The following is a 16,575-nucleotide window of genomic DNA, read 5'->3' as shown; positions in this document are numbered from 1 at the left end:
TTAAAAATAAGGGTGGATGATTTTTATCCCACGAGAGTCATAAAAGAGCGCTAATCCCCTATGCCCTTTTAATCAAATCCAAGAGTTAAACCACATTCGCAGTTTATAACCATCTGGGGAAAGGGGTAAACCCAAATAGATGGGCATCCAGAAAATAAAAGCAGCCAGAATGATGAAAGTAATGGTGACACCTAGCACCCGGAGTTGTTGATAATAACTGCGAAGACACTGATCGACAAACCAAGCGATCGCTAAAAATATAAACACGACTGCACACATATAGTGGTATATGAAAACGCACCTTGTCACCTTCACCCAAGGCGCTAGGTTAGCAGCATAATTTATAACTAAATACAAGGCAATCCAAGTATCAACACTCAGAGTTGCAGGTGCAGAAAAACGCTTTTCTTTCACCAAAGAAATTACTACTTGTGATACCAGCATTCCTATTAAAAATAAAATGGCAGCAACACCAAACCACCACAAAAAGGGATTACCCATTGCATGGACATCATAAATAACTTGTCCAGCACCGGCTGGTAAAGGTGGCCCCATGACAGGCAATGGTTCGGTGATACTTTCAGCCGTTTGATAATAATATGCCATTGGTCGAGTCATCAAAGGCCATTTGTACCAGGCGGCACAATAAGGATGTACGTCCGAACTATTACCACCTAAATGTAAATGAAATTTCAAAATTTGCTGATGTACTGCAATAAATCCATAAGTTTTATCTAGCTGAAGGTGGGGAATCCAAATGATGCTGTAGATAAAAGCTGGGATAATTCCTAGATAAAATAACATCTGGAAAATATTTAGCTGAGTCAAGTTTTGTAGTGGTGTCTGAGATGAGGGGGATGAGGGAGAATAAGTACTAATTCCTGCCTCGTAACTCCTAGCTTCTGACTCCTGACTTACGCCTTCTACCTCCTGCCTTCTGCCTTCTGCCTCCTGCCTCCTGCCTCCTGCCTCCTTCAATGAAAAGGATGTAAAGGGGTTAGAAAAAGAATGCATTAAATGAATTACCCAAGCTACTATCCAAATAAGATAAGCACCTGATAGGAACCATAAACCGTTCCACTTAGTACCGACTGACGCACCAAAAGCAATGCCAGCAAAAATTAACCAAAATGAACGTCGCCGATTTTGGTTATCTAATGCCAATAATAAAAACCAGTGTCCTAATAAACCAAAAATGACGATATAAATATTACTTAAAGCATAGCGAGATTCAACTAGAAAAATGCCATCACAAGCTGTAAATAAACCTGCTAGGATTGCAAAGCTACGGCGATAACTCAACTGATAAGCGATCGCAGCCACAACTACAGGAATAAATGAGCCTGTAAGGGCATTGAACCAGCGATAAGTCCAGGGCGATCGCATTGAACCCGTCAACCCATTTACCGTATCGTGCCAAAAAGGAATGTGACTGCCAATCCAAATGCCGATGCCGATCATATATTGACTTAGCGGCGGATGAGCATTGAAAAATGGCGTATGCGTAAGATAATTATTACCAAATTTAGCAAAGTAAACTTCGTCAAATACCAGAGTATTGAATCGCTCCAGTCCCCAAAACCTCAAGGCAACTGAGAGGATAAATATACCCAACATCCCAATTCGGAACCATTTTTTAGTCATTTGTCATTTGGCATTGGGCATGGGGCATGGGGCATGGGGCATTTAATACTCCCTGTTAAGAGTTCCCATCTATTCTTACAGGTACATCTAGTTGAAACAGGAATAGTTCAATGCCGTCGCCGTCAGTGCCAGCTTACCTCATAATTTTGGCTGGGTAAACCATCTTTGTTAGGCAATTGCTTGGTACTTCATTTAACCGAGAATCGCTATAGCAAAGTTAATTTTCGAGTAGTTTACCAAATTGCTGGTGATTTAGTTTGCTATGCGATGCCTGCGGCGGTAAACTACGCAAATTCTGAATTTTCCCGCAGTTCTTCAGACCGAAATCCCAATACAATCCGATCCTTTGGTATTCCTGCCATAACTAGTTCCGTTGCTAGCCCCTCTTCAGTACCATCACGTTGAATCCAAATTTTGCCATCGATAATATCAATGTGAATCAGACAGCCGTGAACGCGGCGAGTTGCTGTTGGAGAAAGTTCTGGCACTGGTTCTCGACCAAGAATCATTACCAAATATCGATCCTGTTCTCGATCAAAGATAATTTCATGCTGAATATTGCCATAAGAGTAAGGAATTTTTGTGTGTTCAGTAAGAATACTGCAAATTAGCTGCCTGTATTGCTCCAAATTATCCATCGGACTATAACCTCCCGCTTTGGATTAAAAACGATGAGAGGAATTTTGTAGTCTTCCAATATTAAGTTTACCAAGCGGCTCTTCCTCAAAAATATCAGTAAAAACATCCTCATGAACAGCGATGTACAAAACCCTATCTCGATAATTACGGCTCATAACAGCAAGGTATGTAAAGTACTGACCAATAGCCTGTTCTAGGTCTGCTACTTCTGAGTCGCCACTGAAAGTTTTGATTTCTACAGCAATCTTCTGTGTTCCTTTTTCTGCGATGAGCAACTTTTCGGCTGCCAAATCCACGTAAAGATCCTTTTTTCCCCATTTTAGATGAAAGGGATCGTCAGTAACATTCCAGCCATCTTTAATTAGAGCATTCTTCAAGTTTTCGTGGTAGCGGTCTCTAACTGGCATAAATTACTCAAATTACTCAAATTACGAATTACGAATTACGAATTATGAATTAGTACCCTCAACTTTTGCCACTTCTAGCATTGTCTTTAAAACCGAATCTGGATTCAGACTAATCGAGTCAATTCCTTGTTCAACCAAAAACTGAGCAAATTCTGGATAGTCGCTGGGTGCTTGTCCACAAATGCCGATTTTGCGATCGCATTTTTTCGCCGCTTCTATGGCCATTTTTACCATTCGTTTAACGGCTGGACTGCGTTCATCAAACAATCTCGCTACCAAGGCCGAATCCCTATCTATCCCCAGTGTTAGCTGAGTTAAATCATTTGAACCAATCGAGAAACCATCAAATACCTCAGCAAATTCCTCAGCCAGAATAACATTACTGGGTAACTCACACATCACATAAACCTGCAAGCCGTTAACACCCTGCTTTAAACCATTTTTTGCCATCTCTGCCAAAACTAACCGCCCTTCATCAGGAGTGCGACAAAAAGGAATCATCGGAATAACATTCGTTAAACCCATATCTTCCCGTACCCGTTTGAGAGCATGACATTCTAAAGCAAAAGCTTCTCTGTAGCCTTCATCATAGTAACGTGCCGCTCCTCGCCAACCCAGCATTGGGTTTTCTTCGTTGGGTTCAAACTGTCGCCCACCTAACAAATTCGCATATTCATTACTTTTGAAATCTGACATTCGCACAATCACTGGTTTCGGATAAAATGCTGCGGCAATTCTACCAATGCCTTGAGCTAATTTATCTACAAAATATTGAGCTTTATCTTCGTAAAGTGAGGTAATCTCAGTAATTTTAGCTTTAACAAATTCATCTTTTAATAATTCATAATGAATCAATGCCATTGGATGAATTTTGATTTGGTTAGCAATGATAAATTCTGTCCGTGCTAAACCGACTCCATCGTTAGGAATTGCCGATAAACTCAATGCTTCTTGAGGATTACCCACATTCATTAAAATTTGAGTATGGGTACGCGGTAAGTTCTCTAAAGGAACTTCTTCAACTTCAAAAGGTAATAAGCCTGCATAAACTTTTCCCTCTTCCCCTTCAGCGCAAGAAATTGTTACCTCTTGACCAGGTTTCAATATTTCTGTAGCATTGCCACATCCCACGATCGCAGGTACACCCAATTCTCGCGCAATAATTGCTGCATGGCACGTTCTCCCACCAGAATTGGTGACAATTGCACTGGCGCGTTTCATAATTGGTTCCCAATCGGGATCGGTTCTTTCTGTCACCAAAACTTCCCCAGCTTGGAACTGTTCGAGTTTCTGAACATCTAAAATTAGGCGTACTTTCCCTTGACTAATAGCTTCCCCAATGGCACTTCCCGTAAGTAGGGGGAGTGGGGAGTGGGAAGTTTTTTCCCCATTCCCTATTCCCCATTCCCTATTCCCTAATAGCAACCGATAACTCCGTAACACATTTCCTGTCTTCTGCGACTGGACGGTTTCGGGACGCGCTTGCACAATAAAAAGTTGGTTAGTAATTCCATCTTTTGCCCACTCGATATCCATTGGAGTGAATATACCGTGGACTTGAGAATAATGATCTTCAATTAAACACGCCCAATTTCCTAGTTGTAAAATCTCTTCATCACTCAGGGCGAATTTGCCTCTTTCCCCGGCTGAAACTGACACATTTTTCGTAAATTTAGAACCGTCATCATAAATCATTTTCAGTTCTTTACTGCCCAATTTTTTATCAATAATTGGGCGGAAACCAGCTTTTAAAGTCGGTTTAAAAACATAATATTCATCGGGATTTACAGACCCCTGAACAACATTTTCACCTAAACCGTAGGCGGCTGTAATTAATGCTGCATCCTTAAAACCGGTTTCTGTATCAATGGAGAACATTACCCCAGAGGTGGCTAAGTCAGAACGCACCATTTTTTGCACGCCCACAGCCAGAGCAATGCTAAAGTGGTCAAATCCCTTGGTGTGGCGATAAGAAATAGCGCGATCGGTAAATATGGAAGCAAAGCATTTATGACAAGCCGCTAAAACCCCCTCAACACCAACAACGTTGAGGTAAGTTTCTTGCTGTCCAGCAAAACTAGCATCGGGAAGGTCTTCGGCGGTGGCGCTAGAACGGACTGCAACATCTGTCTCTGTATGGTATATTTCACAAAGACTTTGGTAGGCTGTAGCGATCGCCTCTCGCAATTCTACAGGGAATGGGGTGTGGATTAATAGCGATCGCGCTTTTTTCCCCCGTTCGCGTAAATTTTTCACATCCTCAACATCCAAGTCAGCAAAGAGTTTGCGTAGCTTTGCTTCTAACCCGGCTGATTGGATGAAATGACGATAGGCGTAAGCAGTGGTGGCGAATCCGTTCGGAACGTTAATCCCTTTCGGCGTTAGCTGTTGAATCATTTCCCCCAGAGAGGCATTTTTACCACCAACTAAGGGGATATCAGCAATCCCAACTTCATCAAACCACAAAATGAGCGATCGCTCTTGGGCAGATGGAGATAAAGTGCTTTTAGATACTGTAGTCATAATTACCTTTTAAATTTATACTCAATCTGTAAGTGCGAACCGCTAGTATATTTTCCCCATATTCAATTTTAGATTTTTCATTCTGTCGTGTAACTTTAAATTTGGCGATGAAATACAACCATATAGTCAATAAAAGTTAACAATTATTTAGGTTAATAGCTTTATCAAAATACCGGATGCAATACACAATGGCACAACTAGAACGACTCCTGAAAATGGCAGAAGATGAGTTAACTGAGTACAGCACTGATGCCCGCAAAATGGAAAAACTCCGCCGTAAAATAGGTTTAACAGTGTCAGCAGCCGAACAGCGACAAGTCAAAGAAGCATTATTAGTTAATAAGCAATCTTCTAATATAGTTACTCAAATTGTAGAAGAGCAAAGACAAACAGTAGCCTTACCATTTTGGGGAATTGCTGGATTGGGTTTGTTATTCGGAGTTTCTTTAAATCAACCTATCTGTTTGTTAGCAGCTATAGTTGCTACTGTATCAGCTTACAGAATTCAGAAATGGGGTTGGCAATTGCAGGCAAGGAGTCTATTGTTACAAACATTGGAAGATATTGAAGCGCGTATTGCCCAACCTAAATAGATACACTTTATAGATAAATTATTTACAAGTGTTTGTATTTTAATATACAAGTGAATCGATTAGTCACTCCATTGACACCTCGTAAGTATTTAACAATTCCTTTAGGATCACCATAACAAAAAAATTAGATATTGAATTTGATTCAGGTATTTACGATCCTGGTTTGCGTGCAATAAATGCTACATGACCCTGCGGCAAAACGTATTGACCATAACTACGAGTTGTTTCAACTTGGAAGCCAACGTCAGAGAGTTCACTTGCAATAGCTGTTGCTTCGTATAATCGGACGTGGTGTACTTCGTCAGATCGTCTGTAGTGTTCCCCCATCTTACGGAAGCTGATAATTCGGCGTGTCAAAGTTATTTGCTCTCGGTCTTCCGATTTTTCAACTAATACTACCCAGCTTTCTCCTTCAGTGAAACCCTTAGTTGTAGTACCTTGTGCAACTTGTCCTTTTTGGGCAATGTCGAAGATGAATACACCCCCAGGAGTTAAGGCATTATATATGCGCCAGAAAAGCTGAACAAGATGGCGATCGCTGTCTCGATCAAACAGGTAGCTGATACATTCACTAATAGAGGTGACAGCATTACATGGCGGAATATCTGTTTTGAATAGTGAATCGATCCGAAATTCGGCATCTGGCACTCTTGTTCGGGCAATATTAATCATCGACTCAGAAATATCAACTCCGAGAACATGATAATGAGCCTTAGTGAGTTCTTCTGCCCATAATCCGCTACCACAACCCAAGTCAACCACTAATCCATCATGTATTTTGTTTTCAGCGAGGATTTTTAAGATGCCAGGAGCAGATTTAAGAGCGAAGTCACGAAAACCGTCATCATGAATAAATGCAAGGTCTTCTTTGTACCATTCATTCATATTGCTTAGGATAAGTAGTTTAACTTAGAAAAAGTCAGGATTAAGAACTTGTTCTATAGTGAAAGGACACTCAAGAGGAAAAATTTCTATTGGCTTTTGAGTCTCATTTGCTGCATCTCTAAGGGCGCGGCGATAATATTTCTGTATCCACTCCCAATCTTCTAGAAAACGCTGCAAACTGGGAGTATCTTCCAAGCAATCCTGAATTTTGTTTAGGCAGTTTGAGATTATGTTAACCCAACTTTTGGTTTTTCGCTCTGGTTGATATTGGCATTTGAGTAAGTGCATTAAAAGCACCTGCAAATAACTTCCAAGTTCCTTTTGTTCACTCCGACCCAAAGCCTCTAATTCCTCTACCAAATGTTCAACATCTAACTCAGCCCAGCGTCCTTTCTTCAGACACTCAGCTTGTTGCTGCGTCCACATTAGAAAGTCCTGATTGTAGAGTGTTGCTTTACTCATCAACAGTTATCTCCTCTGCTTTCAACAACATTTATCATATTTTCGCCCAATGCAAGACTACAAATAATCTCACAAAAGTAATCTATAGCAATCCTATTTGATTTGTGAGACTTGCAAGCCGCACATCCCCCAATACGGTTCGGTTAAGCCAAAAACCAGATAAACTGAGGGTTAGCCCTGGAGTGTACTGAGTAAGAATGCAACTCAAAGAATTTTCATTGATCTCACCAGTGATTGAATCAGGTACGGTACGCAAAGCATTAGAAACAGCTATTCCAACAGGAGCAGTTTCTCAAGCGATCGCAGACACAGATAGTAATGAAGAACGGAAGCGGGCTTTAGTAACACATGTAGTGATCTGTCTGGTCATAGCAATGAGCTTGTGGTCAAAAGCATCAATGAGAACTAACAAAAATGTCCGAGGTGGAGTATGGATACTCGTATCCCAGAATGTATTCGTCCAGTATTAAATGATTATTTGTTATCATTACAAATCGAACTTCCGGGTCTGATAGCTGGCTGCTATATTCATGGATCTATTGCGCTTAATGCCTTTAACCCATACTTAAGTGACATTGATTTTATTACTATTCTCATACGACGGGCTACAACATCCGAGGTAAAAAACTAAAAGCAGTCCATAAAAAACTAGAACTGAGCTATCCACAGTGGAAACTAGAAGGAAGTTATTTGTTAGGGGAAGATGTAGGGCGATCGCAACAAGAAATTGCTCCTTATCCCTACTATCATGACAGCGCTCTGCACTCTGCTGGATATCATGACATAAACCAAGTCACTTGGTGGGTGTTGAAACATCAAGGCATTTGTCTGATTGGACTTCCACCAGAAAACCTTGCATTTACAGTTGATTGGAATCTGCTGCAAAGAAAGATGAAGGAAAATTTGAACAGCTATTGGGTGAGTTGGACACGAGCGCCAAGTAAAGTAGCATATTTATTAACAGATAGTGGTATTCAGTGGGCTGTGCTTGGCGTTCTGCGTCTGTTTTACGCGTTGAGAGAGCATGAAATCCTCTCAAAAACGGAGGCTGGTCGATATGCATTGATGCATCTTCCATCAAAGTGGCATCAACTTATTCAAGAGGCAATTAACCTTCGTGAAATTCGGCATGGTTCCTCTTATCGCAGCAAAGTGAGCCGGGCTGTTGAAGCAGTACGCTTCTTACGTTATGTAATTAATATATGTAACGAACAGGCATCTTGAAGAAGAATTCAGAAGTCAGAATTCAGGAGTCAGAATCAAGACGCTCGCGGACTCGCTCTAAGCGAAGCCATGCCGTTCGCGCAGCGTCTCGTAGAGAAGGCTTTACGCTGCGCTATCAGTGGGGGATTCAGACCCACCACTGAATTAATTGTTGCACCACTAAATCGAAAATTTAGTGGGGGTATTAAACCCTTTGATTCATCCGCCAGTCACACAGAATTCAATTCTGAATTCTGGCTCCTGACTCCTGAATTCTGTTTTGATAAAAAGAGTGAAGAATGAAAATTTTGCCTTTTCATCCTTCATACCTCATTCTATCTTTCTACGATTCTCTTCCCGATGCCCAGGTATCACGCCATTTGACAGTACCTTCTTTGGCAATCACCCAGCGACGATTGACCAGATTTTCCCGCAGAGGCGATCGCCCTTCCCGCCACATGGCATACTTATAAGCAATCAGCTTACCAGTACTCTCATCAAAGGGAATCTCAGCAGACCAAGTATTTGAGTTGATGTACTCCAAAGGATATGCTTTACTGATATCCCAGTTACCCAACTCTGGGCAATCTCCTGTCACCACAATGATTTCACCGGGTTGGGTATCCACGCCATTGAGTTGGACGCGGACAATTGTCTGTGCTTTGATTCGTTCCCCAACGTGGCTGAAAACAAGCACTCCCCGTTCTTCTAATACTAGGTCATAAATCTTGCCGTCTTTTACTTCATACTTATTGCGAGTCACTACGCAAGTATGCTCACCATCGGGCAATTCTGTTTCTACTTCTGGGAGAGTAACTTCCCCTCCCCGGTTTAAAGCTACGAAACACAGAGAATCACGATAACGACGGACATAACAGTAAACGTCGGGGGTCAAATATTTCTGCCAGTGGCTACCCATTGATATGGCTGGATTCAGTCGCCGTAAACCAGACAGCAGTCTAATACAACGATAAACCTCACTCTCGGTATCCCAATTTTCCATCATCGGGCGGTTGTATGGGTCGTTACCGCCATCAGTATCGTTATGTAAATACTGTTCTGTGCCGTAATATATACAGGGAATGCCGCGAGATGTCATGATTAAAGCGATCGCAACCTTCAGCATCGCTGGATCGGGATTCAGCGATTGGAAGCGGCACATATCATGGTTATCGATGAAGGTAACTAACTCTGTTGCCCCTTTATAGCGATAATCCTGGTCAAAAATGTATTGAATTGTTTGGAATCCCATTTCTGAACCTTGCCCTAGTGCGGATCGAATTGCTACACATAGTCCAAAGTCTAGAAGTGTCATGCCTGAGTGGTTAACAAATTCCACTGAGCGATCGTCACTCGGATTACTATAAATCCATTCACCAAAAATGAATACATCTGGTTTGTGATTGGTCATCTCGCCAGTGAATTCTTGCCAAAACCAGATGGGCATGTGCTTGACAGTATCCACTCGTAGTGCATCTACGCCCCGGTCTAGCCATTGTTTAATGGCTGACTTAATATACTCCCGATATTCAGTATTATTTTCATTGAAGGTTGCTAGACCAGATAGTTCACAGTTCTGTACTTGCCAATCGTCTTCCCAGTTTTGCACTTCGCCATAGTGGTGATACCAATGATTGACATCATCATTGAAGTCAGCAATTTTGACACCATCATCATACAATTCACCTTTGCTACCACTGGTATCAGGGCTGCTGTGGTTACAGACAATATCCAGCACCAGCTTCATATTCCGCTTGTGCAGTTCTGTAATTAACCGATCAAAGGTCGTATTTTGTTCTTCTTGGGTAGCATTTAAAGAAGGGTTTTCTCCATCAGCAATGTAGCGAGGATTAATCCGCTTAAAGTCTTTTGTCCAATAGCCATGCATTGCCGCATTGCTAATAAATAACTCTTCGACTTGCTCGAATAGTGGAGTTAGCCAAAGGGCGGTAACTCCCATATTTTTGAGATAATCTAATTTATCGATGACACCTTGTAAGTCACCACCCCAGTACTTACCCCATTCTTGTCTATTGGGATCATAGAGTTCTGAATTTTCACCTTCGCTGTTATCTGGATCGCCATCATAAAAGCGATCGACTACAAGAAAGTAAATGGTTTCTTGGCGAAATTCAATATCTCTGGTGTAAAGAAACTCTAGGTCAATCTCAGTTTCTGATGGTGGCGTTTCTATAATCGCGTCTACTTTTTCTTGTGCAGAATCAACTTTGTATTGTTCTGGGGAAAACTGAGATGGAGGGGTTTGTACCATAAAAAAACTCAAAATTTCATGTAATTTACCGAAGAAGAATTCAGGAGTCAGGAGCCAGAATAATTCCTCCGGCATCCACAGAATTGAATTGGAGTGCGACTGGTGAGGCAGTCGCTCAAAGTGGGTTTCTCCCATGAGGAACTGCCGTTCACCCTTTGGGTGACGCAGGCATCACCCAAAGGGTGAATAAATCGTGGAGACAAAGAAAAATTTTCCTTGTTTGAAACTCCTGACTTGATTGCTTCGGGTATTCTGACTCCTGGATTCTGACTTCTGACTTCTTTTCACATTTGTAGAACTAACAGTACAAACGCTTTGACTATTGTGTGTCACTACAAACATCGGTATTGTGACATCCTGCCCACGGTATAGGTATCTATCGCTAGCTAGTTTATAATTCTATCGATAGATATAATTCATCTGCTTGAGGATAAAAGTAAAGGAATATAGCATTTATTAACGATCATTGCTTAATAACAAAAATTTACAATATTTAATTAAGTTGACCTGCGGTAAAGATTGAGCCTAACTCTTGTTTAAGTGTATATTCGACAACAGATTTTAAGTAGGTCGGCGCAATTAAAGCTAACTGTCATTTGTCATTTGTCATTGGTCACTTGTACTGAGCGACTTGTGCCGAGCCTGTCCTGAGCGTAGCCGAAGGGCGAAGTCGAGGTAAGTCGAAGTATTGGTCATTGGTAAGGGCTTTAAGCCTATTTACGTTTCGTAACTAACATACTTAGTTTTTTCGCGCCAACTTACTTAGAACATCTCAAATCCTTGGAGATTAGCTGTCAACAAGATTTTGCTACACCTGAGCAATATTGAGTAAACCACGTATTAGCCAACTTTTTCTCTAGAAGATTCGCTCCATTGGTAAACTGACCATTGTCACTTTCAATCTGTTATTAATATCAAGGAATTAATTTAGGTAGCAATTATGACCAAGTATGACAAGGTTTTTAACTCACCAAAGACATCAGAGGAATCACTAAGTCCAGAGGAAGCTGTGGCAGCGATCGCAACTGTCACTGCGATCGCTGATTCAATGATTGAAGATGTAGATGCAGACAGTTTAACTGGTATCCTTTGGGAATTCGAGGTTTTCGAGGAATACTCAGAAGATGAAATCGCCGAAATAGTTGATAGACTCCTAGCCATTGCAGAAGAGGAAGGAATTGGGCCCCTGTTTAATGCCGCCAAAGTATCTCTTTCAGAAGAATTAGTGCTGGATGGTTTTGCAGCCGGGGTAATAGTGCTTTTAGACGATGAACTCGCCATCCCCAAAGCAAAACAAGCCTACCTCAAAAAGCTACAAGCAGCCTTAGAACTGGAAGATGAAGAAGCAGAGGAAATCATTAAGGAGGTAATTGCAGCTTTTAAAGAAGCAGAAGAGGAAGAATATGCAGACGACGAAGACGAGACAGTAGTCATAGAAGATTTTAGTGAACAGACATATCAATCCCCTTTAGGTAATTTTACCGTGCCAATTCCCGTTGATCCCCAGCAGGGCGGTAGAATTCAAAGCCAGGAAGGAGTAGTTGGCTTTTCTGATGACATCGGTACTTTGTTGAGGATCGATTATTATCCTTTCCCTCTAGAACAGTTAGAGGAACTGGAATCTGTTGGACAAGAAGAATATTTACAAACAATTTTAGTAGATAAGTATGTACCCCAAGCGATTTTTGCCAATGTACCAGATGCTTCTGTGGAGTATAGCGAATATCTAGAAGATACTTTGCGAGGCGCTTACTATGTGTTAATTGATATGCCCAAAGGTTCGACAATTTCTAAGCAAGAAAATAATGGAACTGCGATCAGATTAGATGCGTACCGGGGTCTGCTCACCTTTATTAGTGGTGAATTTTTGTATATAGTTAGTAGTCAGCACAGCTTTCTTGACGGCGAAACTCCCGATTCCCTTGAAGAAGAAGCTGAAGACATTAAGGAGAGTATTTTAGAATTTGTTGAGACTATAGAGTTTACCTAGTGCAGCATTTGATTCATCGATGTTGCTGAATTTAGGTATGAAAATGATTTTGCGTGATTTCAAAACCCTTGTAGAGACGTTGCATTGCAACGTCTCTACACCAAGATTCATATATCTAATCAGCAACGGCGATTCATTCATAGCAAATGAAATTTGGCAATACCCTGCATTATTAATGCGTCAGCTTGCATGAGATATCTGGTAAAAAAGAATGTAGAGACGTAGCAGTGCTACGTCTCTACAGGGGTTCTGGATAACGCATATTTAATTTCACCAAATATCTATTCACCCTCGCTTTACTTAATCTGATGTACATTTGGAAAGGGCGATGTCTGAGACAAGCCTGGAGAAGATAGGAAGTCTCCGGCTCCGCGCTGGGTGTCTACGCTTATAATTTTTCATGACAATAACCCTGCTAAACAATCGCTATCAAGTTATCCAGGTAATCGGCGCTGGGGGTTTTGGCGAAACCTTTCTGGCAGAAGATGTTCACATGCCTTCTCGCCGTCGTTGTGTAATTAAGCAACTCAAACCGATAACTAATAACGATCCGCAAAATTACCAACTGATCCAACAAAGGTTTGAACGGGAAGCCGCAACCTTGGAATATTTGGGTGAAAATAGTAACCAAATTCCTAAACTCTACGCCTACTTTTCTGAGAATGGGCAATTTTACCTTGTCCAAGAATGGATTCATGGCCAAACCCTGACAAAAATTGTCGAAGCCAAAGGATTTGAGAGTGAAGCTGCTGTTCGGCAAATTCTCTTGAGTCTGCTTTCAGTGTTAAATTATGTCCACAGCAAAGGCATTATTCACCGAGATATCAAACCTGAGAACATTATTCTCCGTTCTGTTGATAACAAGCCAGTTTTGATTGATTTTGGTGCAGTCAAACAGACAGTCCGTTCTATAATCAACTCTTCAATATACCCCACGCGATCGCTCGTTATTGGTACGCCTGGATATATGCCTAGCGAACAAGCCGTTGGCCGCCCAGTTTACGGCACTGATATCTACAGCTTAGGTTTAACAGCGATTTATCTGCTGACTGGCAAACACCCGCAAGAATTGCAAACCGATCTCAAAACTGGGGAAATACTTTGGCAGCAATACGCCCCTAACATCTCTTCTCAATTAGTAGCGGTACTTAATCAGGCAATTAAGCCTCATGCTGGCGATCGTTACAACACTGCTAGTAAAATGTTACACGCTTTGCAGTCTGCTAGTAATATCTCTCCTGAGTTAGCTGCAAATGCTCCCACAGTTAATTTTTATCCCTCTGCTACATCAAATCGACAAACCCAACCATTATATTCACCGCAAAAATCAACTGTGATTTCACGCACTCCCACTCCTGGAAACTGGCAAAAACCTGCTGTAATTGTTGGTAGTTTGCTGGTAGGCGGCTTGATTGGTGTAGTAGTAATTCCTAACATCATTCGTCAGCAACAACCAGAAAAAACCATTGTCACAAGTCGCACCCCATCGATAGAATCTTTGCCTACTCCCGCATCTACCGAATCGCCCCTTTCTTCCCAAACTTCTCCAGTCCCAGTTGTACCGGCCTCACCACCACGAAAGCGAGTAATTCTCAATCCTTTGCCAACCTTTAATCCCCCCGTTGTATCCATACCACAGCCAGAAAAAGAGGCTGTAACTTCAGATACTCCAGTGCCAGAAGCGCCTTCTACACCAGAACCAGAGAATATTGCTGTTCCCACACCAGAAGCACCTTCTACACCACAAAATAACGATCGGTCGCCTAGTAAAGTAGCTGTGACTACCAGCAGTCAAAGCGTTCCCGCATTTCCTACAGGTACACCCAGAAGCGCCGTAGAAGCTACCCTCGGCAAACCAAATCAAGATTTAAGAGGCGCATGGGGTAAGACTCGTGCTGTAGTTTACAAACTAGTGCCAAACAAAATTGACCTTGGCTACCTATTCGATCGCAATTCTAAAGTGCTGCGTCAAACTGAGGTATCTTTTGCCCAAACGGTAGATCCGCAGGTAATGGAGACTACCTTGAATGGATTGTTAGATGGGCAAGCTACTGAAGAAATTAAGCAGGGACTTAAACAGGTACAACAGGGTCAATCTAATAATTTTAGTTTTAAGAATGGCTCAGTTAAGGGTCAGATTATCCGCCAAGAATGTAATTTTATTTACATTAGTATTTGGGATGAAAATTTACACGATTTTGTGAGTCCATCAACAGCCAAAAAGTGTTAATGTCTTAAATGATATATTTTTAACGGTTACTGTACTAGCTATTGCTAATAATTTAGCAGAATTAAGTGCTTAAGAACGATTTATTTTCAGAGCAGACTTAAAAACTGTCACAAATTTATGAGCTTTATGATAAATCCACTAGGTTATGACACTTCTGTCGCAGACATAGTAAACATCATTGAAACAGCACCAGACAGTACACCGATCATAGTAGATTTAGATGAAACTCTTTTCCTCCGCAATTCGACGCAAGAGTATCTAAACTCACTACAACCCCGCTTCCTTGGGTGGTTACTCCTCACCTTCTTGAATCTTCTCAAACCGTGGAATTGGTTGCCTGGGGAAATCAAAGGAGAGGTGTCACGAGATTGGATGAGGGTTTTTGTCGCAACCCTGGTTTTTCCCTGGACTATAATTTTGTGGCAATGGCGAGCTAAACAGCTAGCTAAAGCCTACAAGAACACTACCCTAATCCAGGCACTTACTAAGAATCAGAATTCAGGTATAATAATTGCCACGCTAGGGTTTAGTTGGATTGTTCGTCCTTTGTGCAAACACCTACCCATAAGTTTTAATAGTGTCATAGCTTGTAGATTTTGGCAGGGAGCTATAGATCGACAGCGAGGAAAAGACTTTTTGGTGAAAGCATCATTGGGTAAGAATAAAGTTGCCCGTGCGATTGCAATTACAGACTCAAATGATGACAACCAATTACTTGCATCTGTGGCAACTCCATGCTTAGTTATTTGGCCAGAAGCAAAGTATGTTTCGGCTATGTCTGATGTTTATATTCCCTTTTTGTATCTAGAGCGAGCAAAGCGACCAGGTGGTAAATATTTTGTCAAAAAGATTTTATTAGACGATTTTGTGTTCTTGATACTAGGTTTGAGTTTGGCGAATAGCCAACCAATTATTCATGGCATCAGTATGTTTTTTTTACTACTTTCGTTCTGGTGCGTCTATGAACTAGGCTATGTGGAAAATGACATAATTGCCGAACGGTTTGAGAAAAAACCAACACTTTCAGAAACATACCAAAAGTATAAGAATCGAATTAGTGTATGGCAGGCTTGGCTTTGGTCTATAGTTTTTGCTTTTCCCGGACTAATTGTTCTGGAATTGACTAAAGTTGTCTCAAGTGATAGGAATTTTGCTGGCGAAGTAAGTGCCATAAACCTAGTAACGATTTTAACTGAGATGGCACTGTGGATAGGTCTACTCCTCATTGTCAGAGTGACTTTTTATGCTTACAACCTTGTTGATAAGAAGACACGAATTTGGCTTTACTTTATATTGCAATTTTACAAGTGCTTTGGCTTTCTGGTAGTGACAAAAACTAATATCATCGGGGCGATATTATTCATAGCACAAGTGATTAGTCGCTGGATACCCTATTCTATTTATCGTTTTAATAAAAGTGAGTGGTTAAAAGATTTACCTAATCAAGTGATTCGTCTCTTTCTGTTTGGATTTATAGTTATTGCAATTATGCTAGGGACTCAAAATAGTTCTATAATCATGAGTTGGCAGACTTGGGCAATTTTGGTTTGGTGTACCTATAAGGCAAGAAATGAGGTTTTGAAAATAGTCCGTGAAATTCATCCGATTTCCCAAGAAAAAAAATAGCCTAGTACCGCAAGGCGGAATTAAAAATTAAAAATTAAAAATTAAATAATGAATACAGCGTAAGCGTTTCGTTGATTTGGAATGGTGAGGCAGTCCGCAGA

General features: G+C 41.2%; 13 protein-coding genes. 6 read left to right on the top strand and 7 right to left on the bottom strand.

Features of this window, described 5'->3' with window-relative positions; genetic code table 11:
- Positions 1-72: 72 nt before the first annotated feature.
- From HWQ36_RS12230 to ppsA, 4 genes are all read right to left on the bottom strand, one after another.
- On the bottom strand, positions 73-1,644 hold the full coding sequence (locus tag HWQ36_RS12230) for a phospholipid carrier-dependent glycosyltransferase (RefSeq protein ID WP_292702569.1): 1,572 nt from the start codon (positions 1,642-1,644) through the stop codon (positions 73-75).
- A 284-nt stretch (positions 1,645-1,928) separates the two neighbouring features.
- The gene (locus HWQ36_RS12225) at positions 1,929-2,282 is read right to left on the bottom strand and encodes a XisI protein (RefSeq protein ID WP_292702568.1); all 354 of its coding nucleotides are present in this window, start codon (positions 2,280-2,282) and stop codon (positions 1,929-1,931) included.
- 24 nt (positions 2,283-2,306) lie between these two features.
- The gene (locus tag HWQ36_RS12220) at positions 2,307-2,690 is read right to left on the bottom strand and encodes an element excision factor XisH family protein (protein ID WP_292702567.1); all 384 of its coding nucleotides are present in this window, start codon (positions 2,688-2,690) and stop codon (positions 2,307-2,309) included.
- Between the two features lie 42 nt (positions 2,691-2,732).
- A complete protein-coding gene (ppsA, locus tag HWQ36_RS12215; RefSeq protein WP_292702565.1) occupies positions 2,733-5,213 on the bottom strand; it encodes a phosphoenolpyruvate synthase in 2,481 nt (826 codons plus the stop codon).
- A gap of 188 nt (positions 5,214-5,401) precedes the next feature.
- Here ppsA and HWQ36_RS12210 point away from each other — a divergent pair, with 188 nt between their 5' ends.
- Positions 5,402-5,806, top strand: coding sequence for a hypothetical protein (locus tag HWQ36_RS12210; RefSeq protein WP_292702563.1), 405 nt, complete (start codon positions 5,402-5,404; stop codon positions 5,804-5,806).
- Between the two features lie 150 nt (positions 5,807-5,956).
- Here HWQ36_RS12210 and HWQ36_RS12205 read toward each other — a convergent pair whose 3' ends face one another.
- Positions 5,957-6,691, bottom strand: coding sequence for a class I SAM-dependent methyltransferase (locus HWQ36_RS12205; RefSeq protein ID WP_292702561.1), 735 nt, complete (start codon positions 6,689-6,691; stop codon positions 5,957-5,959).
- 24 nt (positions 6,692-6,715) lie between these two features.
- Positions 6,716-7,153: a DUF29 domain-containing protein gene (locus tag HWQ36_RS12200; RefSeq protein ID WP_292702559.1), complete on the bottom strand. Its 438-nt coding sequence runs from the start codon at positions 7,151-7,153 to the stop codon at positions 6,716-6,718.
- A gap of 197 nt (positions 7,154-7,350) precedes the next feature.
- Here HWQ36_RS12200 and HWQ36_RS12195 point away from each other — a divergent pair, with 197 nt between their 5' ends.
- Positions 7,351-7,623 carry a transposase domain-containing protein gene (locus HWQ36_RS12195; protein ID WP_292702557.1) on the top strand — a complete coding sequence of 91 codons (273 nt, stop codon included), beginning with the start codon at positions 7,351-7,353 and terminating at the stop codon, positions 7,621-7,623.
- A gap of 220 nt (positions 7,624-7,843) precedes the next feature.
- The gene (locus HWQ36_RS12190) at positions 7,844-8,377 is read left to right on the top strand and encodes an aminoglycoside adenylyltransferase domain-containing protein (RefSeq protein WP_292702555.1); all 534 of its coding nucleotides are present in this window, start codon (positions 7,844-7,846) and stop codon (positions 8,375-8,377) included.
- 322 nt (positions 8,378-8,699) lie between these two features.
- Here HWQ36_RS12190 and HWQ36_RS12185 read toward each other — a convergent pair whose 3' ends face one another.
- Positions 8,700-10,628: an alpha-amylase family glycosyl hydrolase gene (locus HWQ36_RS12185; protein ID WP_292702571.1), complete on the bottom strand. Its 1,929-nt coding sequence runs from the start codon at positions 10,626-10,628 to the stop codon at positions 8,700-8,702.
- A 940-nt stretch (positions 10,629-11,568) separates the two neighbouring features.
- Here HWQ36_RS12185 and HWQ36_RS12180 point away from each other — a divergent pair.
- The 3 genes from HWQ36_RS12180 to HWQ36_RS12170 all read left to right on the top strand — a co-directional run bounded on the left by HWQ36_RS12180 (position 11,569) and on the right by HWQ36_RS12170 (position 16,474).
- On the top strand, positions 11,569-12,618 hold the full coding sequence (locus HWQ36_RS12180; RefSeq protein ID WP_292702553.1) for a hypothetical protein: 1,050 nt from the start codon (positions 11,569-11,571) through the stop codon (positions 12,616-12,618).
- Positions 12,619-13,018: 400 nt separating this feature from the next.
- On the top strand, positions 13,019-14,848 hold the full coding sequence (locus HWQ36_RS12175) for a serine/threonine protein kinase (RefSeq protein ID WP_292702551.1): 1,830 nt from the start codon (positions 13,019-13,021) through the stop codon (positions 14,846-14,848).
- Positions 14,849-14,974: 126 nt separating this feature from the next.
- Positions 14,975-16,474: a haloacid dehalogenase-like hydrolase gene (locus tag HWQ36_RS12170; RefSeq protein WP_292702549.1), complete on the top strand. Its 1,500-nt coding sequence runs from the start codon at positions 14,975-14,977 to the stop codon at positions 16,472-16,474.
- Positions 16,475-16,575 lie beyond the last annotated feature (101 nt).

Origin of the sequence: Nostoc sp. NMS2 (genome assembly GCF_017115105.1) — a bacterium.
Taxonomy (GTDB): domain Bacteria; phylum Cyanobacteriota; class Cyanobacteriia; order Cyanobacteriales; family Nostocaceae; genus Nostoc.
Note: the sequence above shows the minus strand (reverse complement) of the source record. Positions and strands in the feature narration are given on the sequence as shown.

Coding starts and splice junctions, on each gene's coding strand:
- HWQ36_RS12230 (WP_292702569.1), bottom strand. CDS start 1,644: ATGACTAAAAAATGGTTCCGAATTGGGATGTTGGGTATATTTATCCTC.
- HWQ36_RS12225 (WP_292702568.1), bottom strand. CDS start 2,282: ATGGATAATTTGGAGCAATACAGGCAGCTAATTTGCAGTATTCTTACT.
- HWQ36_RS12220 (WP_292702567.1), bottom strand. CDS start 2,690: ATGCCAGTTAGAGACCGCTACCACGAAAACTTGAAGAATGCTCTAATT.
- ppsA (WP_292702565.1), bottom strand. CDS start 5,213: ATGACTACAGTATCTAAAAGCACTTTATCTCCATCTGCCCAAGAGCGA.
- HWQ36_RS12210 (WP_292702563.1), top strand. CDS start 5,402: ATGGCACAACTAGAACGACTCCTGAAAATGGCAGAAGATGAGTTAACT.
- HWQ36_RS12205 (WP_292702561.1), bottom strand. CDS start 6,691: ATGAATGAATGGTACAAAGAAGACCTTGCATTTATTCATGATGACGGT.
- HWQ36_RS12200 (WP_292702559.1), bottom strand. CDS start 7,153: ATGAGTAAAGCAACACTCTACAATCAGGACTTTCTAATGTGGACGCAG.
- HWQ36_RS12195 (WP_292702557.1), top strand. CDS start 7,351: ATGCAACTCAAAGAATTTTCATTGATCTCACCAGTGATTGAATCAGGT.
- HWQ36_RS12185 (WP_292702571.1), bottom strand. CDS start 10,628: ATGGTACAAACCCCTCCATCTCAGTTTTCCCCAGAACAATACAAAGTT.
- HWQ36_RS12180 (WP_292702553.1), top strand. CDS start 11,569: ATGACCAAGTATGACAAGGTTTTTAACTCACCAAAGACATCAGAGGAA.
- HWQ36_RS12175 (WP_292702551.1), top strand. CDS start 13,019: ATGACAATAACCCTGCTAAACAATCGCTATCAAGTTATCCAGGTAATC.
- HWQ36_RS12170 (WP_292702549.1), top strand. CDS start 14,975: ATGATAAATCCACTAGGTTATGACACTTCTGTCGCAGACATAGTAAAC.